Below are 18,247 nucleotides of genomic sequence, written 5' to 3'. Positions count from 1 at the left end.
TTATGCCTCTTTCAAATATTATCCCGTCGAGGTATCAAGATTTGTAAATATTCTTAAGTGTTCTCCTCAACTCACACAAAATCCCCCCACGACTAAAAACGCAACCTGTTACAGTTCAAACGACGGAGAGGTAACCCTCAAGTTTAATAGCAACATTGAAGAAGAAAGCGACTATCAAATGCGTTTTTATATATTCCAAGGAACCCCTCCTTCCAACCCTACTGACGAGCAATTGGAAACCCCAAGTTTTCCTAACCAAGTTTTTGATGAAGCCTTGGAAGAAACACTTACATCTGATAACGAAGGGAACTTTTCTCACAGCATCTATGGCTTGGATGGCAGTTATACGGATACTAATGGTGTACTGCATAATTCTGCGGACTACTATATCGTTTATCAAGAAATTAAATACGAAGGACTGGATGTTACGGTAAAAAGTGCTGAAATAACCGAGGGGTTCACCATCAACCAACCCTCCGAAATCATCCCCTCGGCCACCATAACCCAAGCCTCATGCGATAATCCCAATGCCGTCATAAAATTCTCCGCAACGGGAGGTAATAATTTGGATGCAAGTGGCACTTACTACTACTCATACCAGCTGAATGGTGCCGGCGAGTGGCATGTTGTAACCGGGGACGAGGTAGAAATCCCACCTACCGATACGGAACAAACCGTTAACATACAAGCCTTTTATCGCTTAAATGGACAGAGTGAAGAAGACCAATGTAGCAGCTCAACCGTACTTTTGGACACGAAAATAAATGCCGCCATCCCCAATTTGGAAATTTTGGAGGCAAAGGCAGGTGTAGCGCCCTCTGCCCAAGGTCCCGATTATTTCATTTCCCTAAACTACGAGGGAGGAGTACCCAATTACACCTTTCAACTCGAAAAACTGAATACTTCCACCTCGAGCTTTGAAGTGGTCGCAAACCCTGATTTTTTGCATAATTCAATTAATAAAAGTGCTCAGTTTTCCGGTCTGGAAATTGGAACTTACAGAATCGTAATCACCGACGGAAACGGATGCACCGAAACCTCCGACAACATCCTTGTTACCGCATCACCTCCCCCAAGCATTGAAGCGGTCGAATCTTTCCCTATGTTGTGCTCTGGCGATCAAGCTTCCATAGCAGTAACAGTTTCCGGCGGTCTAACACCTTATAACTACCAATGGACCATTAATGGTAGCGTTTCCACAACACAAACGACTTCTTCCCCTCAAATTTCACTTAACAACCTAACCGAACCGGGAACCTATGTTCTAAAAGTCGCCTCCGATGGTTTTACGGATTTTAACGATGCTTCAGGCTATGTTAGCACTTCCATTGAACTTGAAGCCCCCGTAGCAGTTGTTATAGATCAAGAAAATACGTCGATAACACCTATTAGCTGTTACGGGGCCCAAGATGGAAGTATTGTGGTAAGCGCATCCGGTGCAACAAACTACGAATACAAACTCGATGCTTATGACGATTGGCAAGATTTGGTCAATTTTACCATCCCTATTGCTACAGGAGGGGTGTATGACCTATACCTTCGGGACAAGGATACCCAGTGTGAGGCTCCTCCATTGCTAGACTCCTTCCTCGTAGAAGAACCCTCCGAAATTATAGTCTCGGAAAATACCGATGCACACATGAATGTTAGCTCAAACGGAGGTAACGATGGCTCCATAGTCATTCATGTCTCAGGAGGACTCCCGGAAATCGACCCTAATGAGGAGTATACCTTTAATTGGGTAGGAACGGGACCGAACAATACCTCCTTCTCCAGTACTAACCAGAACATAAGCGGACTTACCGCAGGATTCTACGAAGTAACCGTCTCAGATGCCAATTCATGTACATCGTCCACCTTGTCGATCGAGATTACCGAACCCGGCCCCTTGGCCATAAACAATGTGGAAATTCAAAAACAGATAAGTTGTTCCGCTTCCAATGACGGTTCTATAAGAGCCGATGTTATCGGTAATACGCCCATTACCTTCGAATGGTGGCGTAACGGCTCACTATACGACGTGCTGGTCGACGAAAACACGATCTCCGATCTACCACCTGGGGAGTATCAACTTTTCCTAAAAGATGCATCCGTGCCAACACCCCTAGAGAGTACTATCATTGAACTCGTTGCTCCGAGTACCCTAATGGCCGATGTCGCCAGCTCTTCTACCTGTTATGATATCGATAGGGGCACCATCAGTATCTCCAACGTTACGGGGGGTACGCCCGGAGCCTTGCAAGACTATACCTATAGTATCGACAACGGCAATTCCTTTCAAAACTCTCCCCTGTTCGAAAATGTTCCCGCAGGTAATTATACCGTTATAGTACGTGACGGCAATGGATGTGAATTCGTCCAGACCGATGTTACCGTTGACCAATACCCAATAATAACGTGGGATTCCGATAATACCATTGTCGTTCACATAAGTGCCGCCGGTCGGAGTGACGGGGCCATATCCCCAGTATTCACAGGTGGAACACCTCCTTTCAGCTATAACTGGACAGGCCCTAGTGCAAGTGGAACGACCACCAAAGACATCAATAACCTAATGGAAGGCACCTATACCGTTACAGTAACGGACAGTAACGGATGTACCCTTCAAGAAAGCTTTGAGATTTTAGAACCTGGAGAACTGACTGTCGTTCTTGAACAAACCGAATTCATATTGTGCCATGGCGATGACTACGGCGAAATCATGGCCAGTATCGAAGGAGGGGTCGAGCCCTACACCCTTGAATGGTACCAAAGCTCTCTCGGCTCCGACAATCTATTAAACGAGGAATCACCGATCTTGGGCGACCTAAGCGCAGGAACCTATTTTTTAAGGGTAACGGATGCCAACGGTATAATTAAGGACTCCAATCCTATTTCCGTTGCCGAACCTGACTTGCTAGAGGTTTCTATAGAAGATACCACCGATATACTTTGTGATGGAGAGGCAACAGGTGCCGTGACCGTAAAAGTTGAAGGGGGCACGCCCCCGTACACCTATATATGGAGTAATGGGGAAAGCAATCAGAACCTAGTCGGAGTAACGGCAGGGGAGTATATCCTTGAGGTAGTCGACGATAATGGTTGTTCCGCTACAACTACGGCTATAGTAAAACCCGCACCTGACCCCTTGCAGATCACAGATACCAATATAACCCATGCCTCCGAATACCAAGCCAATGACGGTAGCATCTCTCTACAACTTGATGGTGGTGCATTTCCATTCGACATCAGTTGGCTACGCTTATCCGACAATAGCCCTATCGGTGACCAAGAGACTATTTCCGGGCTATCTGCCGGTTTTTACCTGGTATCTATTTCCGACGATAACAACTGCTCTATAACCGAAACGTATGAGATTACCCAGCCCGACATCGTAGAGGAAACTATTGTACGGCCTATCTGCCAAGGCGATACTAACGGTAGTATTTCTATTTTGGTAAACAAAGGCAATGGCGCGTTTACCTACGAATGGAGTACCGGGGCCACCACTAGCAAAATTGAAAACCTTGGTGCGGGAAGTTACACGGTAACCATAGACGGATTTGGCGACGGCCCTTTAACCCGGACCTATATTCTGGAAGACCCCTTACCCCTACAGGTAGACCTTGGGGGAAACCGCACCCTGTGTGCAGGTCAAGAATTAGTTTTAGATGCCAGTGTGGAGGATGGGCAAGCATCTTATACTTGGTCATCCGATAATGGGTTTACGAGCAATGAAGCAAAGGTAAGCTTGGTTGAGAGCGGTACATATACGGTCAGGGTATCAACACCAACAGGTTGTTCGGCAGAAGGAAGCATAAGGGTAGATATAAGTCCCGAAGAAATAGATGCCGAATTTGCGGCTTCTACCCAAGTATTTGTCAACGAAACGGTCGTTGCCGTTGATATCAGCTATCCCCTGCCCGATAAATCGGAATGGATATTACCTGATGAGGCCACCATACTGAAAACCGATAACGATGAGGCGGAATTTAGGTTCGATCAACCTGGAGAATACGAGATAGGAATCGTAACCTCAAGAGGCGACTGTTGGGCACAACAGACTAAAAAAATAATTGTGTTGGAGGCCGACGCCACAATTAAAAAGGAAAATACCGAAAATGGTAAAAAACTTATCGATGAGTTTATCGTATACCCCAACCCCAGCAGCGGTGAGTTCACTGCAGACGTTACACTCTCCGAAAGGGGCAACATCAGCATCAAAGTATTCAGCTTGGCAAACAATGCGCTTATAGCCTCTAAAAAAGACCGTGGGGAATCATCGTACAACATTCCTTTTGACCTTTCGGCATTTCCCGCAGGCGTCTATGCCGTATTACTTGAAACCCCCTATGGAAAAACCTTAAGAAAGGTGATTATCAAATAAAACCCTACCCCTTCTAAATCCCCCATAGAAAAAACCCAAAGCCATTCCTTTGGGTTTTTTCATTTTTTTTAACTGGCGTAAGCGGCCAACACTATTGTAAAATGCATGATTGCCTTCTGGAACAATTCCATTCATTTTTCATTCTTGCCAAAACAAAAAAAAGCCGCACAATTAAGTACGGCTTTTAGAAATTATAATATGATTGCGCTTTTTAATCGGCCAATACAATTACCCGATTATCGCTCATTTCAACAGTTCCACTAGCTATGGGAAGAATGACCTTTCCACTAGCGTCTTTAGAGAACTTAGAGGCGTACGCTTCATCTATTGTTATATTTCCCTCAACACGAACACTACCTTCTTGAAGCAAGGAAACAATGGGTGCGTGATTGTTCAAAATCTGAAACTCTCCATTTACCCCCGGTACGGTTACCGATGTTACCTCGCCTGCAAATAATGTGGCTTCTGGTGATACAATTTCTAAATACATCCTTTTAGTATTGAGTGGTTAGTAATAAGTAGCTAGTATAGAATACTAAATACTATGTACTTGTACTAATTAAGCTTCAGCTAACATTTTCTCACCGGCTTCAATAGCTTCTTCAATGGTTCCTTTTAGGTTGAAAGCCGACTCAGGAAGGTGGTCTAATTCTCCGTCCATAATCATATTGAATCCTTTGATGGTTTCCTTAATATCAACCAATACCCCTGGTATACCGGTAAACTGTTCCGCTACGTGGAAAGGCTGTGAAAGGAAACGCTGAACACGTCTTGCACGTCCTACCGCCAATTTATCCTCTTCCGAAAGTTCTTCCATACCAAGAATGGCGATAATATCCTGTAGCTCTTTATAACGTTGCAACAACTCTTTTACACGTTGCGCACAGTTATAATGATCGTTACCTAAAATATCGGCCGTTAAGATACGGGAAGTTGAATCCAATGGATCCACCGCCGGGTAAATACCCAACTCCGCAATCTTACGTGAAAGTACCGTTGTAGCATCCAAGTGGGCAAAAGTTGTTGCCGGAGCCGGATCCGTTAAATCATCCGCAGGTACGTAAACCGCCTGTACAGATGTAATAGAACCTCTTTTGGTCGATGTAATACGCTCTTGCATAGCACCCATCTCAGTTGCCAAAGTTGGTTGGTAACCCACTGCAGAAGGCATACGACCTAAAAGGGCCGACACCTCTGAACCTGCTTGCGTAAAGCGGAAAATATTATCTACAAAGAAAAGTACGTCTTTACCTTGACCTTCCCCAGCACCATCACGGAAATACTCGGCAATGGTCAAACCTGACAATGCTACACGGGCACGTGCTCCCGGTGGTTCGTTCATCTGACCGAACACGAAGGTTGCTTTTGAATCTTTCATGGCCTTTTTGTCCACTTTGGAAAGGTCCCATCCGCCATCTTCCATTGAATGCAAGAAGTCGTCACCGTATTTAATAATACCTGATTCCAACATCTCACGAAGCAAATCGTTTCCTTCACGGGTACGTTCACCCACACCTGCAAATACAGAAAGACCACCGTGGCCCTTGGCAATGTTGTTGATCAATTCCTGAATCAATACGGTCTTACCAACACCGGCACCACCGAACAAACCGATCTTACCACCTTTTGCATAAGGCTCGATCAAATCGATAACCTTAATACCTGTGAAAAGAACTTCGGTAGAAGTAGAAAGATCTTCAAATTTTGGCGCTTCCCTGTGAATTGGAAGACCATCTTTACCTGATTTAGGCAAATCGCCCAAACCATCGATAGCATCACCGATCACATTAAAAAGACGACCATATACATCATCACCGACCGGCATTTGAATTGCGCTACCTGTCGAAAGCACATCTGTTCCTCTACTTAGACCATCAGTAGAATCCATGGAGATTGTTCTTACTGTATTTTCACCAACGTGGGATTGTACTTCTAAAACTAGTTTAGAACCATCTTTACCAGCGATTTCCAGAGAATCGTATATTTTTGGAAGGGCATCTCCCGATTGGAATTCCACATCGACTACCGGCCCAATAATCTGGGAAACTTTACCTGTAACTTTTGACATTACTTTATTAGTTTATGAATTCAAATTACTTACTGTATTGAAAAACACCTTTATACAGCCGTGTTTTTCAGGCTGCAAAGGTATGTTTTTCAACTCGAATTGAAAACTACTTTTTGTTCTTTTTTCGCATAAAAAAAGGCGCCTTGATAAGGCGCCCTATAAAATGTTACAAAAACAACATCTACTGCAATGCAGGTGAATAATTTGTTGGATAGTTTCCAATATTGAACAATGAACCCGAAGCTTCAAAGTTAGATCCGTAAGTAGCATCAATCGCTTTCATAAATTCATTGGCCATTAAGGCATAGCCCCGAGCCGTAAGGTGTACCCCGTCTAAGGAAAAGCCACCACCGGTGACCAAGTTGGCCGTAAGGGTAAAATCCCCATCGGTAACCCCGCCTTGGGCCAAGTCTTGCAATAATCGGTTCGCATCGACAAAGGCCAAGCCCGCTCCTGATGCCGCAGACGAAAGCGTGGCATTGAACTCATCGGTTGCCGCCTTGATCTCATCTTGCTCCTCTGGGGTCAAGACCCATTTGTCGGCCAAGGGCAATGTAATACCCTCAACGGAAAACTGGGCCGCCATGGCATCCGGAAACCCAAAGCCTTTAAGTGCATTGAACGAAAACCCGTTCACCTCGCCTATGGTCGTACTGCTAGACAACACCAACAGGTCATCTTCTGTGGCCATTCGGGCCTGCCCGTACGCATTACCCATCAAAGTGGCCACGGTAGAAGCGGCCTCGGCCGGCAAACCCATTTGTTGCACAAAAACCGGGAAGTCAGGACTTGCATTCAACACCCCGGTAATCTGGGCAGACAAGTCCGCCAGGTTTTCGTCCAAGATAACCACGGGATTATTAATCGAGTCACTAAATACAACTGCACGCTCCTGCTGGTCCAAAAATTCATACACCTGGTTCAAAGCCCCAAAAAAGGTGTTCAATGTTGGCACTTGTGCCGCAAAATCATTCTCATTTGGATCTATAGGATCATGGGGAACGGTCGTAAAATGCGGAATAGAGGTAACATAGGGAATATTCGCCATCACACCTTTCGCCCCGCCGGAAGTCAATGTGGTCACCAAGGCCCCTATGGCCGAATCAAAAGTCGCCTTATCGGTAATAGGATTGGTGCCATCACCGCCCGAAAGCGCATAACCCAATACATCATTATTACCGATCCACAGACTAAAAAAGGTAGGTGATTGCGCCATGGCCAATTCCAAAACCTTGGCATCTGGGGTAGCACCCGTCATTCTAACAAAATAAGGATTGGCCAACTTGGCTTCCAAATTTGCGGCATTACCGTAACCGGTAGCCAATAAATGAAAACTCTTTGCCCCAGGAACCCCCAAATTATTAAAAGGACCTGTTGGGTTGTTTAAAATTATATCCGTAGTAACAGTTGCCCCACTATTTAAAAATGCCAAGGGAACAGGACCGGCCGATTGCTCTTCATCTCCACTAAAAAAAACCAATCTTGGATCAAAACCTTCCAGTTGGGCCCCTCCAGCCAAAAGCCCCCCAACGTTGTCGTTCATCAAGGGCTGCGTAAAAGAACCACCACCTACCAAGGCAAACTTGGTCGATAACAAATTCGGAAAAGAGTTGGCCTGGCCCGCTTTGAATAGGGCATTATCAGTAAAACCCGCGGTTAACGAATTCCCTAAAGAAACATAAGTTGAAAAATCCGCTGAACCTGCACTTAATTCAACAGGCGCTTCCGCTATTACTTCTGGCTCAAGGTCAACATCTTCAGGATCATTACAGGCCGTAAAAGCCAAGATACCTAAAGAGATGTATATATATTTTAAGTTTTTCATTTCGACTTTAGATTAAAAAATTAATTATTAATTGTCCAAGACAAGTAGTACATAGACCCAATATGTCCGGTACCGAATGCAGTGTAGTACTCTTTACCGGTTAGGTTTGTACCCCCTAATTTAAAAGAGGATTTAATACTTGGAACTTTATAATTGATCTGTGCATCGACTACATGAAATTCTGGAATAACACCGTTACCAAAAGTAGCTTCCCAGAAATAATCATCACTGAACCTGTACGACACGTTAAATCCGAAATTTTTAAATAACTGCTCATTTCCAAAAGATGCCTTGAACTTATGCTCTGGCGTGTTGAAATTCAGCATAACATCTGGATTGGCATCACGATCAAAATCCAATTTTGTATACGTATAACTACCTCCTAAATTATAGTCGCCAAATACTTTCATATTAAGACCTAAAGACGCACCATAAGAACTAACGTCAGCATCAGTATTAGTATACGTGCTATACGTTTGAAAATCTCCGTTAGCTATCGCATCTACAGAAAGACCACCATCACCAACCACTCCGTAGTAAGGAGAAACCACAACTTCTTGTGAAATAAAGTCTTTATATGTATTGTAGTAGGTACTAAAGTCTATTACAAGCTTATCCACCTTACCCCTATACCCGACTTCAAACGATGTTACTCTTTCAGGTTTAACTAAATCCGGATTTGCAACTTCAAGAACGGCGGGGTTTCCCGTTGCCCCTAAAGTCGCCACAGACGCAGCAGAATAGGAATTATTATAAGCCGCGGCACCGGTTTGGGTTACCGTTGATGGTTGTTGAAACTGAAATCGGCCAGTAGCACTTACATCAAAATCTCTTGAATATTGCTCCAAGTTATCCGGTGCAGACCCAACTAGAATTGCCCTACCGGCATCCAAACCAATGAAAAGATCTTGAGTAGTAGGATTTCTAAATCCGGTTTGAGCTGAAGCCCTAATATTATGGTCTCTGTTTAACGTATAACCAGCAGATAGTCTTGGCGAAAAGAAACCATCAAAAAACTCAGACTTATCATAACGAATAGACCCCGTTAACTTCAAGCTTTTCTCTCCCTCAAAAGGCAAGGTCTTTTGAATCTGAGAATAAATTCCAAATTCAGAATAGTCAATTGGCCCGTCTTCTTCCGAATCCGTATAAATGGTACCTAAGGAATTTAAACTATACTCTCTAAACGAACCACCAACTTGAATTTCTGCCCAATCAATCAAATGACTGAAGTTATAATTACCATCTGCATGATAATATTTAGATTGATCGTAAAATTGAGACCCCTTGCTTAGGTCCGGATCTTTAATAACTTTATTGAAGGCCGCTTCAAATTCCGGTGTACCAGGAAGAAATCTTCCGGACTCCGCTTGTGCCCTGGCCGCGGCATGTGCCTGTTCGTTCGTAGCGCCCGCTAAGGTTGCTTGAACATAAGTACCGGTATATTCACCAAACCAAGTATTTCTATCTTTCCAAATTTCGTTGATGTTGATACCTGTAAATACCATATCATAAGAGTCACCTGCTTTATCAGCCACCACATAACCCCTTACAAAAAAGTTATCGTTTCTAACCTCAAGCTTATGCTGCTCTTGAAAGAATCCGTCAATATTATACCTATTGGTACCCTGATAAATTGTAGTACCTGTACCCACCTTACCTACGTAAGAAATCTCTAAACTATTATCTTCAATCGGCCTATAATACAAGCCCCAATCCGCTTTTATACTTTCAGCATTATACTGGGTAAGATCACCTTCATCATAACCTGTTCTACTTACGATTTCCGAAGGAACCAAGGCATTGGCACCAGCCGGCAAGATGCCTAAACCTTCTAAAGTAAGGGCTACATCCTTAATGTTCGTAGAAACTTCGTCCCCATATACATTGACACCGTCATAATTCAAGTTATCCCTAGTTCCCCCGGGAGTATTCTTGTCATCTATATTATTAGCCGCCCAGTCGGTTCCTTTTAAATATCCGAAATTGACTTTTCCAGCAAATTTATCACTGAACTTATATGCAGCCCTAATACCAAAATCCGTGTATGAATTGTCTCCAGAAGCTTTTTGTGATGTTATACCTCTTTTAATCGATACGCTGATACCCTCATAGTCAAAAGGATTCTTACTACGCATGAACAAGATGCCGTTAAAAGCGTTTGCACCGTATAATGCTGATGATGCACCCGGTAATAATTCAACACTTAAAACATCCGGCTCAACTAAACCCACTAAGTTCCCGATAGGGAAGTTCAATGCCGGTGTTGAGTTATCCATACCATCTACCAACTGCATAAAACGCGTATTGGCAAAAGACGCAAATCCTCTTGTATTGACAGATTTAAAGGTTAAACTGTTGGTGTTAACATCAACTCCTTTTAGATTCTCAAGACCTCCATAAAAATCTGCGGCAGTACCGTTCTTTATTTCAGAAACCCCAATTCTTTCTACTGTAACCGGAGATTCAAAAATACGCTCGGGCGTTCTTGAAGCAGAAATGACCACTTCATCCAAAAATGTTTGTGACTCATCGATTACAATGGTCAAGGTTTGATTGTTCGAGGTGACTTCCTCAGTAACATCGGAATATCCGATACTAGTAATTCTTAACTGAAAAGGGGGTACTTCAGAGGTTTGTAAACTAAAATTTCCGTCAAAATCCGTTGTGGTACCAATCGCTTTTCCTTCGATAACGATATTGGCCCCTGGTACGGGCTGACTGTTCTGATCTACCACTTTTCCGTTTACCGTCGTTTGCGAAAATCCAAAGCTCGTCGCCAACAGCAAGGCTAAAAATAGTATTGCTCTCATGTTAAGTTTAAGTTAAATATGTTAGTAACCCGAAGTTACATTTTTTTTTGGACCAATAATCATAAAATGAAAAAAATTATGCATGCATAGTATATATTTAGTAAAAAACACCCCTTGAAATTACATATTTACCAAAACAAACAGGCCTTGACGTACGTCAAGGCCTGTTAAAAGCTGATAATTATATGTTTTTAACCGTCTACTCTACAGTAACCGATTTTGCCAAGTTTCTGGGCTGATCTACATTACAGCCACGCATAACGGCAATATGATAAGACAATAATTGCAACGGAATCGTATTCAATAAAGGAGAAAGACTTTCAAGGGTCTCGGGAACTTCTACCACATGATCGGCAAGTTCGGTCACCTGTGTATCACCTTCAGTAACTATGGCGATTATCTTTCCTTTTCTCGACTTTATCTCTTGGATATTACTGACCACCTTCTCATAATGCCCTTTTTTAGTAGCAATAACGAAAACCGGCATTTGATCATCTATCAATGCGATAGGCCCATGCTTCATCTCTGCAGCTGGATATCCCTCAGCATGGATATAACTAATTTCCTTAAGCTTCAATGCTCCTTCCAAGGCCACTGGGAAATTATACCCCCTACCTAAATAGAGGCAGTTGGTAGAATCTTTATAAACATCGGCAATAATTTCTATCAGGGCATTGCTCTGTAAAACCTTCTCTACTTTAGCCGGAATGGTTTCAAGCTCGGTCAAAAACTCATGGAACCTAGACTCGGAAAACACCCCTTTTTCTTTCGCCAGTTTCAAGGCCAACAAGGTGAGCACCGTTATCTGGGTCGTAAATGCCTTAGTGGAAGCCACCCCGATTTCGGGACCCGCATGGGTATAAGCACCGGCATCGGTCTCTCGTGCAATGGAAGAGCCTACGACATTACATACACCGAAAACAAAGGCTCCCTTTTCTTTAGCCAATTTAATGGCGGCCAAGGTATCAGCCGTCTCTCCCGATTGTGATATGGCAATAAGAATGTCCTTATCGGTAATCACCGGATTTCTATATCTGAACTCAGAGGCATATTCGACCTCAACAGGAATCCTTGCCAAATCTTCAAAAATGTATTCGGCCACTAAACCTGCATGCCATGAGGTACCGCACGCCACAATAATGATGCGATTGGCGTTCATGAACTTCTCAAGGTTTTGGTCGATACCCGCCATCTTTATAAGACCTTGGGATGCACGTAACCTCCCTCGATACGTATCCAAAATAGCTCTTGGTTGCTCGTAAATTTCCTTTAACATAAAATGATCGTAGCCTCCCTTTTCAATTTCCTCGAGGTTCATTTTCAACTCAAGAATATTCGGATATGCTACGGCGTCATTCTTTATTTTACGAAGTTTGATTTCTTTCCCCAATCGAATAATTGCCATTTCCTCATCTTCAAGGTATACGGCATTGTTGGTAAATTCGATAAAAGGCGAAGCATCGGAAGCAATGAAAAACTCATTGTCACCAACACCTATTGCCAATGGACTTCCCAATTTGGCCACCACGATTTCATCGGGCTTCTTTTTATCAAAAACGGCAATGGCATATGCACCAACCACTTCGTTTAACGCAATCTGAACCGCTTGGCCCAGTTTAACGCCCTCGGTTTTTTGCACCTCTTCGATCAGGTTGATCAAAACTTCCGTATCGGTATCCGATTCAAAAGTGTAGCCCCTTTTGGTAAGCTCCTTCTTTACGGATTCGTAGTTTTCGATAATTCCGTTATGAATGATCACCAAATCACCGGAATTGGAATAATGTGGATGGGAATTGATGTCGTTCGGTACCCCATGGGTAGCCCAACGTGTATGACCGATACCTAGGCTCCCTTTTAATGAAATGGTACTTTCAGCTTTTTTCTTAAGGTCTTCCACCTTACCCTTGGTCTTTGCCAAGTTTATTTTTTCGCCATCAAAGATTGCAACACCGGCACTGTCATATCCTCTATATTCAAGACGTTGCAAACCTTTTACTACAATCGGATAAGCCTCTCTATGGCCTATATAACCTACTATTCCACACATACTATCTAAGTTAATTAAAGTTGGGGAAATACATATACTTTGGCGCAAATGTAATGGATGCTGCCCAAATCCCCTCAGAATACACTTATAAAACGTAATTTATCGTTAATTGGTATGATAAAGCAAAAAGCATACCCCACATCGACAAACTCACGAATTATTCTTATCGTAGTTGACTCTAAGACAATTAGTTGGTTTCAGTATAGAAAATTTCAAGCTCCAATTTCTTATCGGAATCAGCACCATCGACCGAGCTACCATAAAGAACGGTACCCAAAGGGGTCAACGTATTTGCTACGGGTAATTGTTGTTCGCCACCATTCCCTAGCATTGCATTGCCTGTTGCCGTAATAAATGCATTGGCCGTAGCGGTAAGACCTAAGCTTACATTTTCGGCACTGCCCGACACCAAACTATTAAGATAGGTGGTAATATTTATCGTATAGGTAGAACTTCCATCTGAATCCGACTTGACCAAATACCCATCGTATTCAGCAGATTGACCATCAGCATCACTAGCCGACAAAGGCAATCCGGTATTGGTATCCATATTGAACAAATAAAGTCGGCTAGGCTCTTCCCCTAGGTTATCATCGGCCACATGAAACACAAGATTGGCCTCATTGATAATCCAATTTTTGGACTTGATCTCATTGATTACCTCGCGACTACCTGCACTATCGAACAATTTGATTTCGGCAAAACTACCCGCTCCACCCTTTAAATAAATCTTCGATGCATTTTCACCCGTATCAAGATTTTCCGTTATTTCAGAAGGATAAGCCTCGTTCACAAAAGTATTTACTGCATTACCATCTATTCCGGTAAGCTGGCCTTGAGAACTATACGATTCCCTTACAAAGCCCAAAACAACATCTTTTTGCTTGCTTTGAGGAGTGACATTCCCCTCAGAATCGGCACTATCATAACTATAGGAAATTGTAATGTTCGCCGCCTTTATATTAAATAAGAACATAACATCGCTCTCCACTCCGGAAACCGAAAAATGCAAGCCTCGTAAAAACTCCTTAAAATTGCTTTGACTGGAGAGTTCGGTCGCCCCCTCCTTATCCAATATATTTTCCTGAAAGAAATCTTTGTCCAAAGCCACACGAATACCTGGTGACAAATAACTATACTGGGTAGACTCATCAACATCTTCCGTTGATTCATCGTCTCGCTTCTTCAATTGGATTTGCTTTGAACTGACCACGATAGGCTCCGACTCGGCACTATCATAAATCACCTCATCAACAAAAGTCGGCGCAAATTCCTGACTTGAATAATACTCTTGCGCTTCCTCAAAATTAGCCGAAGGATCTAGGTCTCGCATAAAAAATGTAGATCGCTGCACTTTCAGATTAAAGCTAGGCACCGGATCCTCCAATTCATTGTACAGTTTTCCGCCCACGTAAATACTGTCTAAATCGAAAGCCTTACGAAACTGGTCTTTTACAAAATCGGTATCATCTTCGTCATCATTGGGATCCAACGGGTTGGAACCTTTTGTTTTTTCCTGGTTATCGGTAAGACCACCGCCATCGGTATCGCTATTGGGATCGGTTGGATCCTTATCCAATGCATCTATAAGTCCGTCTAAATCGGCATCACCTGAAGGGTTGGTCAAAAAAGGAATATACAGATAAACCGAATCGATGGTTTCATTTTCCGGAATCTGCAAAACGGAACTCGGGTTTTCCTCTTCTTCTTGTTCCTGGGTATAGGAACCAAAAATAGGGTTCTCACTGGGCAATAACACTTGAGAGGTCACACTTGCCTCGGTTTTCCCGTAAAGGGGATCATCGTATACGCCTAATTGATAAATGGCCAACCGGTTCGCAGATACGGCCTTTATTTTTTTATTATAGGCAAAGACATCGTAGGTAGCCTTATTATTTTTGAACGGTTCACCCCCGACTACGCCCGAGCCGATGGTTGTCAAGTCTTCTTCACATGATGCAAAAATGGCGACAAATACTATTACTGCCAGCGCAGGGAGTTTCAATCTGTTCAAAAAAATCATTCGGGCTAATTTAAAACTTCAGTGTTATAAAAATTGGCGTATGCCTCTTCAAATTCTTGAAGGGTAACGTACGGCAACACAGGTTTTTCAAGGTTGGATATATGGCTTTGTAAATCTTCTGGAATATCTTCCGCCGCTAAAATAATGGCATCGGAATGATCTACCGCAACCTTTAACAAATTATTATATGTAGGAGTTTTTAGCGGAGCTATACTTTCTTCGGCAATACCGTCAAAAGCCACTTTTTTGATCATGTCGGAATCAAGCTCGCCCTCAAAGGACTTACCGTATACCGATGTCACAATTTTACTGGCATTGAACAAAGGTTCGTCTGCGTAGTATTTCTTTAGGTACAATGGCAATAAAGAAGCCATCCAACCATGGACATGGATAATATCGGGAGACCAATTCAATTTCTTAACGGTCTCAACCACACCCTTTGCAAAAAAGATGGCGCGCTGATCATTATCTGGAAACAAAGTGCCTTCAGCATCGGTAAAGGTCGCCTTTCGTTTGAAGTATTCGTCATTGTCTATGAAATACACCTGAATACGCTCTCTCGGTATGGAAGCGACTTTTATAATAAGCGGCATATCGATATCGTTGATCACAAGATTCATCCCTGACAGACGTATAACTTCGTGAAGTTGATGTCTTCGCTCATTAATATTTCCGTACCGAGGCATGAATATGCGAATTTGGCCACCATTGCTGTTGACCATCCTTGGCGTTTCATAAGACATTAGGGAAACTTCGTTCTCCGGAAGATAGGGTACCAACTCCGATGATACGAACAATATCTTTTTACCATTCATATTTGCAATGTTTTATGTATTTGGTGCAACGTGCGTGCAAAATTACAAAAATTATGCACATTAGCCGTAATTATAGTAAGTTTGCTCGCTTTTAAAACAAACCTATGTTGGTATTCAAAACAAAAAAAGAGCTGACCGAGCACGTTTCAGCACTCCCAAAAACAAACCGTTTGGCATTGGTTCCTACCATGGGAGCACTCCACAAAGGTCATGTATCATTGGTCGAACAGGCCATTGCCGAAAATGAGACCGTGGTGGTGAGCATCTTTGTAAACCCCACCCAGTTCAACAACAAAGAAGACCTGGAAAAATATCCGCAAACTCTGCAGGCCGACCTCGATCTACTGTCAGCTACCTCCGAAAACATCATCATATTCGCCCCATCGGCCGAAGAGGTCTACGATAAGAACGTCAAAGCCAAGACCTATGATTTTGAAGGATTGGACCAAGTCATGGAGGGAGCCTTTAGAGAAGACCATTTTAATGGCGTGGGCACTATAGTAGAAGCTCTTCTTTTGCTCGTGAAACCCGACCGGGCCTATTTTGGCGAAAAAGATTTCCAGCAACTACAGATTATCAGGAAACTGGTCGAACAGCAACAAATACCCGTAGAGATCATAGGCTGCCCGATTGTCAGGGAACCTAGCGGACTGGCCATGAGTTCGCGCAATGAAAGGTTATCGCCCGAATTACGACAAAAAGCATCGTTCATCTACAGCACCCTAATTGCTGCCAAGGAAAAATTTGGCACGAAAAGTGCTAGTTATGTAGTGGATTGGGTCAAGAAAGAATTTGACCAACATGAAGACCTAGAACTGGAATACATAGAAATAACCGATGTAAACACATTACGTCCGATTACAATAAAAAACGAAAACCTAAAATATAGGGCGTTTATCGCCGTTTATGCTGGCGGAGTCCGACTTATAGACAATATTGCCCTATAATTAATTATCTTTGTCACATGCAAATAGAAGTTGTAAAATCTAAAATACACCGTGTAAAAGTTACCGGCGCCGACCTGAACTATATCGGCAGCATAACTATTGATGAAGATTTGATGGATGCCGCCAATATTATTCGTGGCGAAAAAGTACAGATCGTCAACAACAACAATGGCGAACGTCTAGAGACCTACGCCATACCGGGTCCACGTAACAGTGGAGAACTTACCCTGAACGGGGCTGCGGCCAGAAAGGTGGCCGTAGGCGACGTACTTATTCTCATTACGTATGCGCGTATGGATATCGAAGAAGCCAAAACGTTCAACCCCGCGTTGGTATTCCCTAATGAAGAGACTAATTTGTTGACGTAGACTTGAACCAAAAACTCAAAAAAACACTAAAAACAGCACTCCCAATAGCCTTGGGAGTTTTTTTAGTTTGGTACTCTTACTACAAGACTTCACCAGAAGATAGGGAGCAGATATTATTTTACATTAAGGACGCAGACCTTTTATGGGTCGGCATTTCAATCGCCCTCGGTATACTCGGGCATATTTCCCGTGCCATACGCTGGAATTACTTACTGGAGCCCTTAGGGTACAAGCCCAAAATCATCAATAACATTTTCATTATCCTAATGGCCTATTTTGCAAATTTAGGCATCCCCAGAACTGGCGAAATCCTTCGGGCCACCGCCTTGACCACTTATGAAGACGTACCCTTTGAAAAAGGCTTTGGCACCATTGTAACCGAACGGGTTATAGATGTCATCATGCTCCTAATGCTCATTGGCCTCACCTTACTCTTACAGACCGACAGCATTCTAGGCTTTTTACAGAACAAAGGATTTAACTTAAAAGGACTGCTATTTTTAATGGGCGTGGGACTTTTCGGATTGATTCTCTTTTTTATTTTCATCAAAAAATCATCACATAGCATCGCCCTGAAGACCAAAGGCTTTATCAAGGGATTGATGGAAGGTGTTTTTAGCATCTTTAAAATGAAAAAAAAGTGGGCCTTCGTATTCCATACGCTTTTCATTTGGGCTTGTTATGTCGGTATGCTGTGGGTAATTAAATTTACCGTGCCCGAAACCATACATTTATCACTGAGCCAACTTATGGTTGCTTTTGTAGCGGGCTCCTTCGCAATGACCGCCACCAATGGCGGCATAGGCCTTTACCCCATTGCCGTAAGCAGTGCATTGGCCATTTTTGGCATCAGTGCCGTATCGGGCGATGCCTTTGGTTGGATTATGTGGATCGCACAAACTCTCATGATCGTAGTTTTTGGGGCAATATCTTTTCTGGTATTACCGTTATTCAACAGAAACCGATAAGGTTTCG

Annotated in this window: 11 protein-coding genes; 4 read left to right on the top strand and 7 right to left on the bottom strand. The window is 43.1% G+C overall.

The window, feature by feature from the left end; translation table 11 throughout:
- Positions 1 to 178: 178 nt before the first annotated feature.
- Positions 179 to 4,366 (top strand): T9SS type A sorting domain-containing protein, encoded by a 4,188-nt coding sequence (locus BW980_RS02760; protein ID WP_175609837.1) that lies wholly within the window; start codon positions 179 to 181, stop codon positions 4,364 to 4,366.
- A gap of 211 nt (positions 4,367 to 4,577) precedes the next feature.
- Here the strand turns inward: BW980_RS02760 and BW980_RS02755 are convergent, their stop codons facing one another.
- The 7 genes from BW980_RS02755 to BW980_RS02725 all read right to left on the bottom strand — a co-directional run bounded on the left by BW980_RS02755 (position 4,578) and on the right by BW980_RS02725 (position 15,957).
- Complete coding sequence (locus tag BW980_RS02755; protein ID WP_076453402.1) at positions 4,578 to 4,856, bottom strand: F0F1 ATP synthase subunit delta/epsilon; 279 nt, start codon at positions 4,854 to 4,856, stop codon at positions 4,578 to 4,580.
- Positions 4,857 to 4,925: 69 nt separating this feature from the next.
- Complete coding sequence (atpD, locus tag BW980_RS02750; protein WP_013992770.1) at positions 4,926 to 6,434, bottom strand: F0F1 ATP synthase subunit beta; 1,509 nt, start codon at positions 6,432 to 6,434, stop codon at positions 4,926 to 4,928.
- A gap of 181 nt (positions 6,435 to 6,615) precedes the next feature.
- The gene (locus BW980_RS02745) at positions 6,616 to 8,259 is read right to left on the bottom strand and encodes an SGNH/GDSL hydrolase family protein (protein ID WP_076453401.1); all 1,644 of its coding nucleotides are present in this window, start codon (positions 8,257 to 8,259) and stop codon (positions 6,616 to 6,618) included.
- A gap of 20 nt (positions 8,260 to 8,279) precedes the next feature.
- Complete coding sequence (locus BW980_RS02740; protein WP_076453400.1) at positions 8,280 to 11,072, bottom strand: TonB-dependent receptor; 2,793 nt, start codon at positions 11,070 to 11,072, stop codon at positions 8,280 to 8,282.
- Between the two features lie 199 nt (positions 11,073 to 11,271).
- A complete protein-coding gene (gene glmS, locus BW980_RS02735; protein ID WP_076453399.1) occupies positions 11,272 to 13,119 on the bottom strand; it encodes a glutamine--fructose-6-phosphate transaminase (isomerizing) in 1,848 nt (615 codons plus the stop codon).
- Between the two features lie 187 nt (positions 13,120 to 13,306).
- The gene (locus BW980_RS02730; protein ID WP_076453398.1) at positions 13,307 to 15,142 is read right to left on the bottom strand and encodes a DUF4270 domain-containing protein; all 1,836 of its coding nucleotides are present in this window, start codon (positions 15,140 to 15,142) and stop codon (positions 13,307 to 13,309) included.
- Positions 15,143 to 15,147: 5 nt separating this feature from the next.
- Positions 15,148 to 15,957 (bottom strand): glycogen/starch synthase, encoded by an 810-nt coding sequence (locus BW980_RS02725; RefSeq protein WP_013992775.1) that lies wholly within the window; start codon positions 15,955 to 15,957, stop codon positions 15,148 to 15,150.
- Positions 15,958 to 16,061: 104 nt separating this feature from the next.
- Here BW980_RS02725 and panC point away from each other — a divergent pair, with 104 nt between their 5' ends.
- The 3 genes from panC to BW980_RS02710 are packed head-to-tail and all read left to right on the top strand — an operon-like array spanning position 16,062 to position 18,240.
- Entirely contained in the window at positions 16,062 to 16,904 is an 843-nt protein-coding gene (gene panC, locus BW980_RS02720; protein ID WP_076453397.1) for a pantoate--beta-alanine ligase, read from the top strand.
- Between the two features lie 17 nt (positions 16,905 to 16,921).
- The gene (gene panD / locus BW980_RS02715) at positions 16,922 to 17,272 is read left to right on the top strand and encodes an aspartate 1-decarboxylase (RefSeq protein ID WP_076453396.1); all 351 of its coding nucleotides are present in this window, start codon (positions 16,922 to 16,924) and stop codon (positions 17,270 to 17,272) included.
- A gap of 2 nt (positions 17,273 to 17,274) precedes the next feature.
- A complete protein-coding gene (locus BW980_RS02710) occupies positions 17,275 to 18,240 on the top strand; it encodes a lysylphosphatidylglycerol synthase transmembrane domain-containing protein (RefSeq protein ID WP_076453395.1) in 966 nt (321 codons plus the stop codon).
- Positions 18,241 to 18,247: the final 7 nt, after the last annotated feature.

Origin of the sequence: Zobellia uliginosa, from assembly GCF_900156625.1 — a bacterium.
Classification (GTDB): Bacteria; Bacteroidota; Bacteroidia; order Flavobacteriales; family Flavobacteriaceae; genus Zobellia; species Zobellia uliginosa.
Note: the sequence above shows the minus strand (reverse complement) of the source record. Positions and strands in the feature narration are given on the sequence as shown.

What these genes read in the sequence shown, in the direction of transcription:
- BW980_RS02760 (WP_175609837.1), top strand. Translation starts at nt 179, where the DNA reads ATGCGTTTTTATATATTCCAAGGAACCCCTCCTTCCAACCCTACTGAC.
- panD (WP_076453396.1), top strand. Translation starts at nt 16,922, where the DNA reads ATGCAAATAGAAGTTGTAAAATCTAAAATACACCGTGTAAAAGTTACC.
- panC (WP_076453397.1), top strand. Translation starts at nt 16,062, where the DNA reads ATGTTGGTATTCAAAACAAAAAAAGAGCTGACCGAGCACGTTTCAGCA.
- atpD (WP_013992770.1), bottom strand. Translation starts at nt 6,434, where the DNA reads ATGTCAAAAGTTACAGGTAAAGTTTCCCAGATTATTGGGCCGGTAGTC.
- glmS (WP_076453399.1), bottom strand. Translation starts at nt 13,119, where the DNA reads ATGTGTGGAATAGTAGGTTATATAGGCCATAGAGAGGCTTATCCGATT.
- BW980_RS02725 (WP_013992775.1), bottom strand. Translation starts at nt 15,957, where the DNA reads ATGAATGGTAAAAAGATATTGTTCGTATCATCGGAGTTGGTACCCTAT.
- BW980_RS02755 (WP_076453402.1), bottom strand. Translation starts at nt 4,856, where the DNA reads ATGTATTTAGAAATTGTATCACCAGAAGCCACATTATTTGCAGGCGAG.
- BW980_RS02730 (WP_076453398.1), bottom strand. Translation starts at nt 15,142, where the DNA reads ATGATTTTTTTGAACAGATTGAAACTCCCTGCGCTGGCAGTAATAGTA.
- BW980_RS02740 (WP_076453400.1), bottom strand. Translation starts at nt 11,072, where the DNA reads ATGAGAGCAATACTATTTTTAGCCTTGCTGTTGGCGACGAGCTTTGGA.
- BW980_RS02745 (WP_076453401.1), bottom strand. Translation starts at nt 8,259, where the DNA reads ATGAAAAACTTAAAATATATATACATCTCTTTAGGTATCTTGGCTTTT.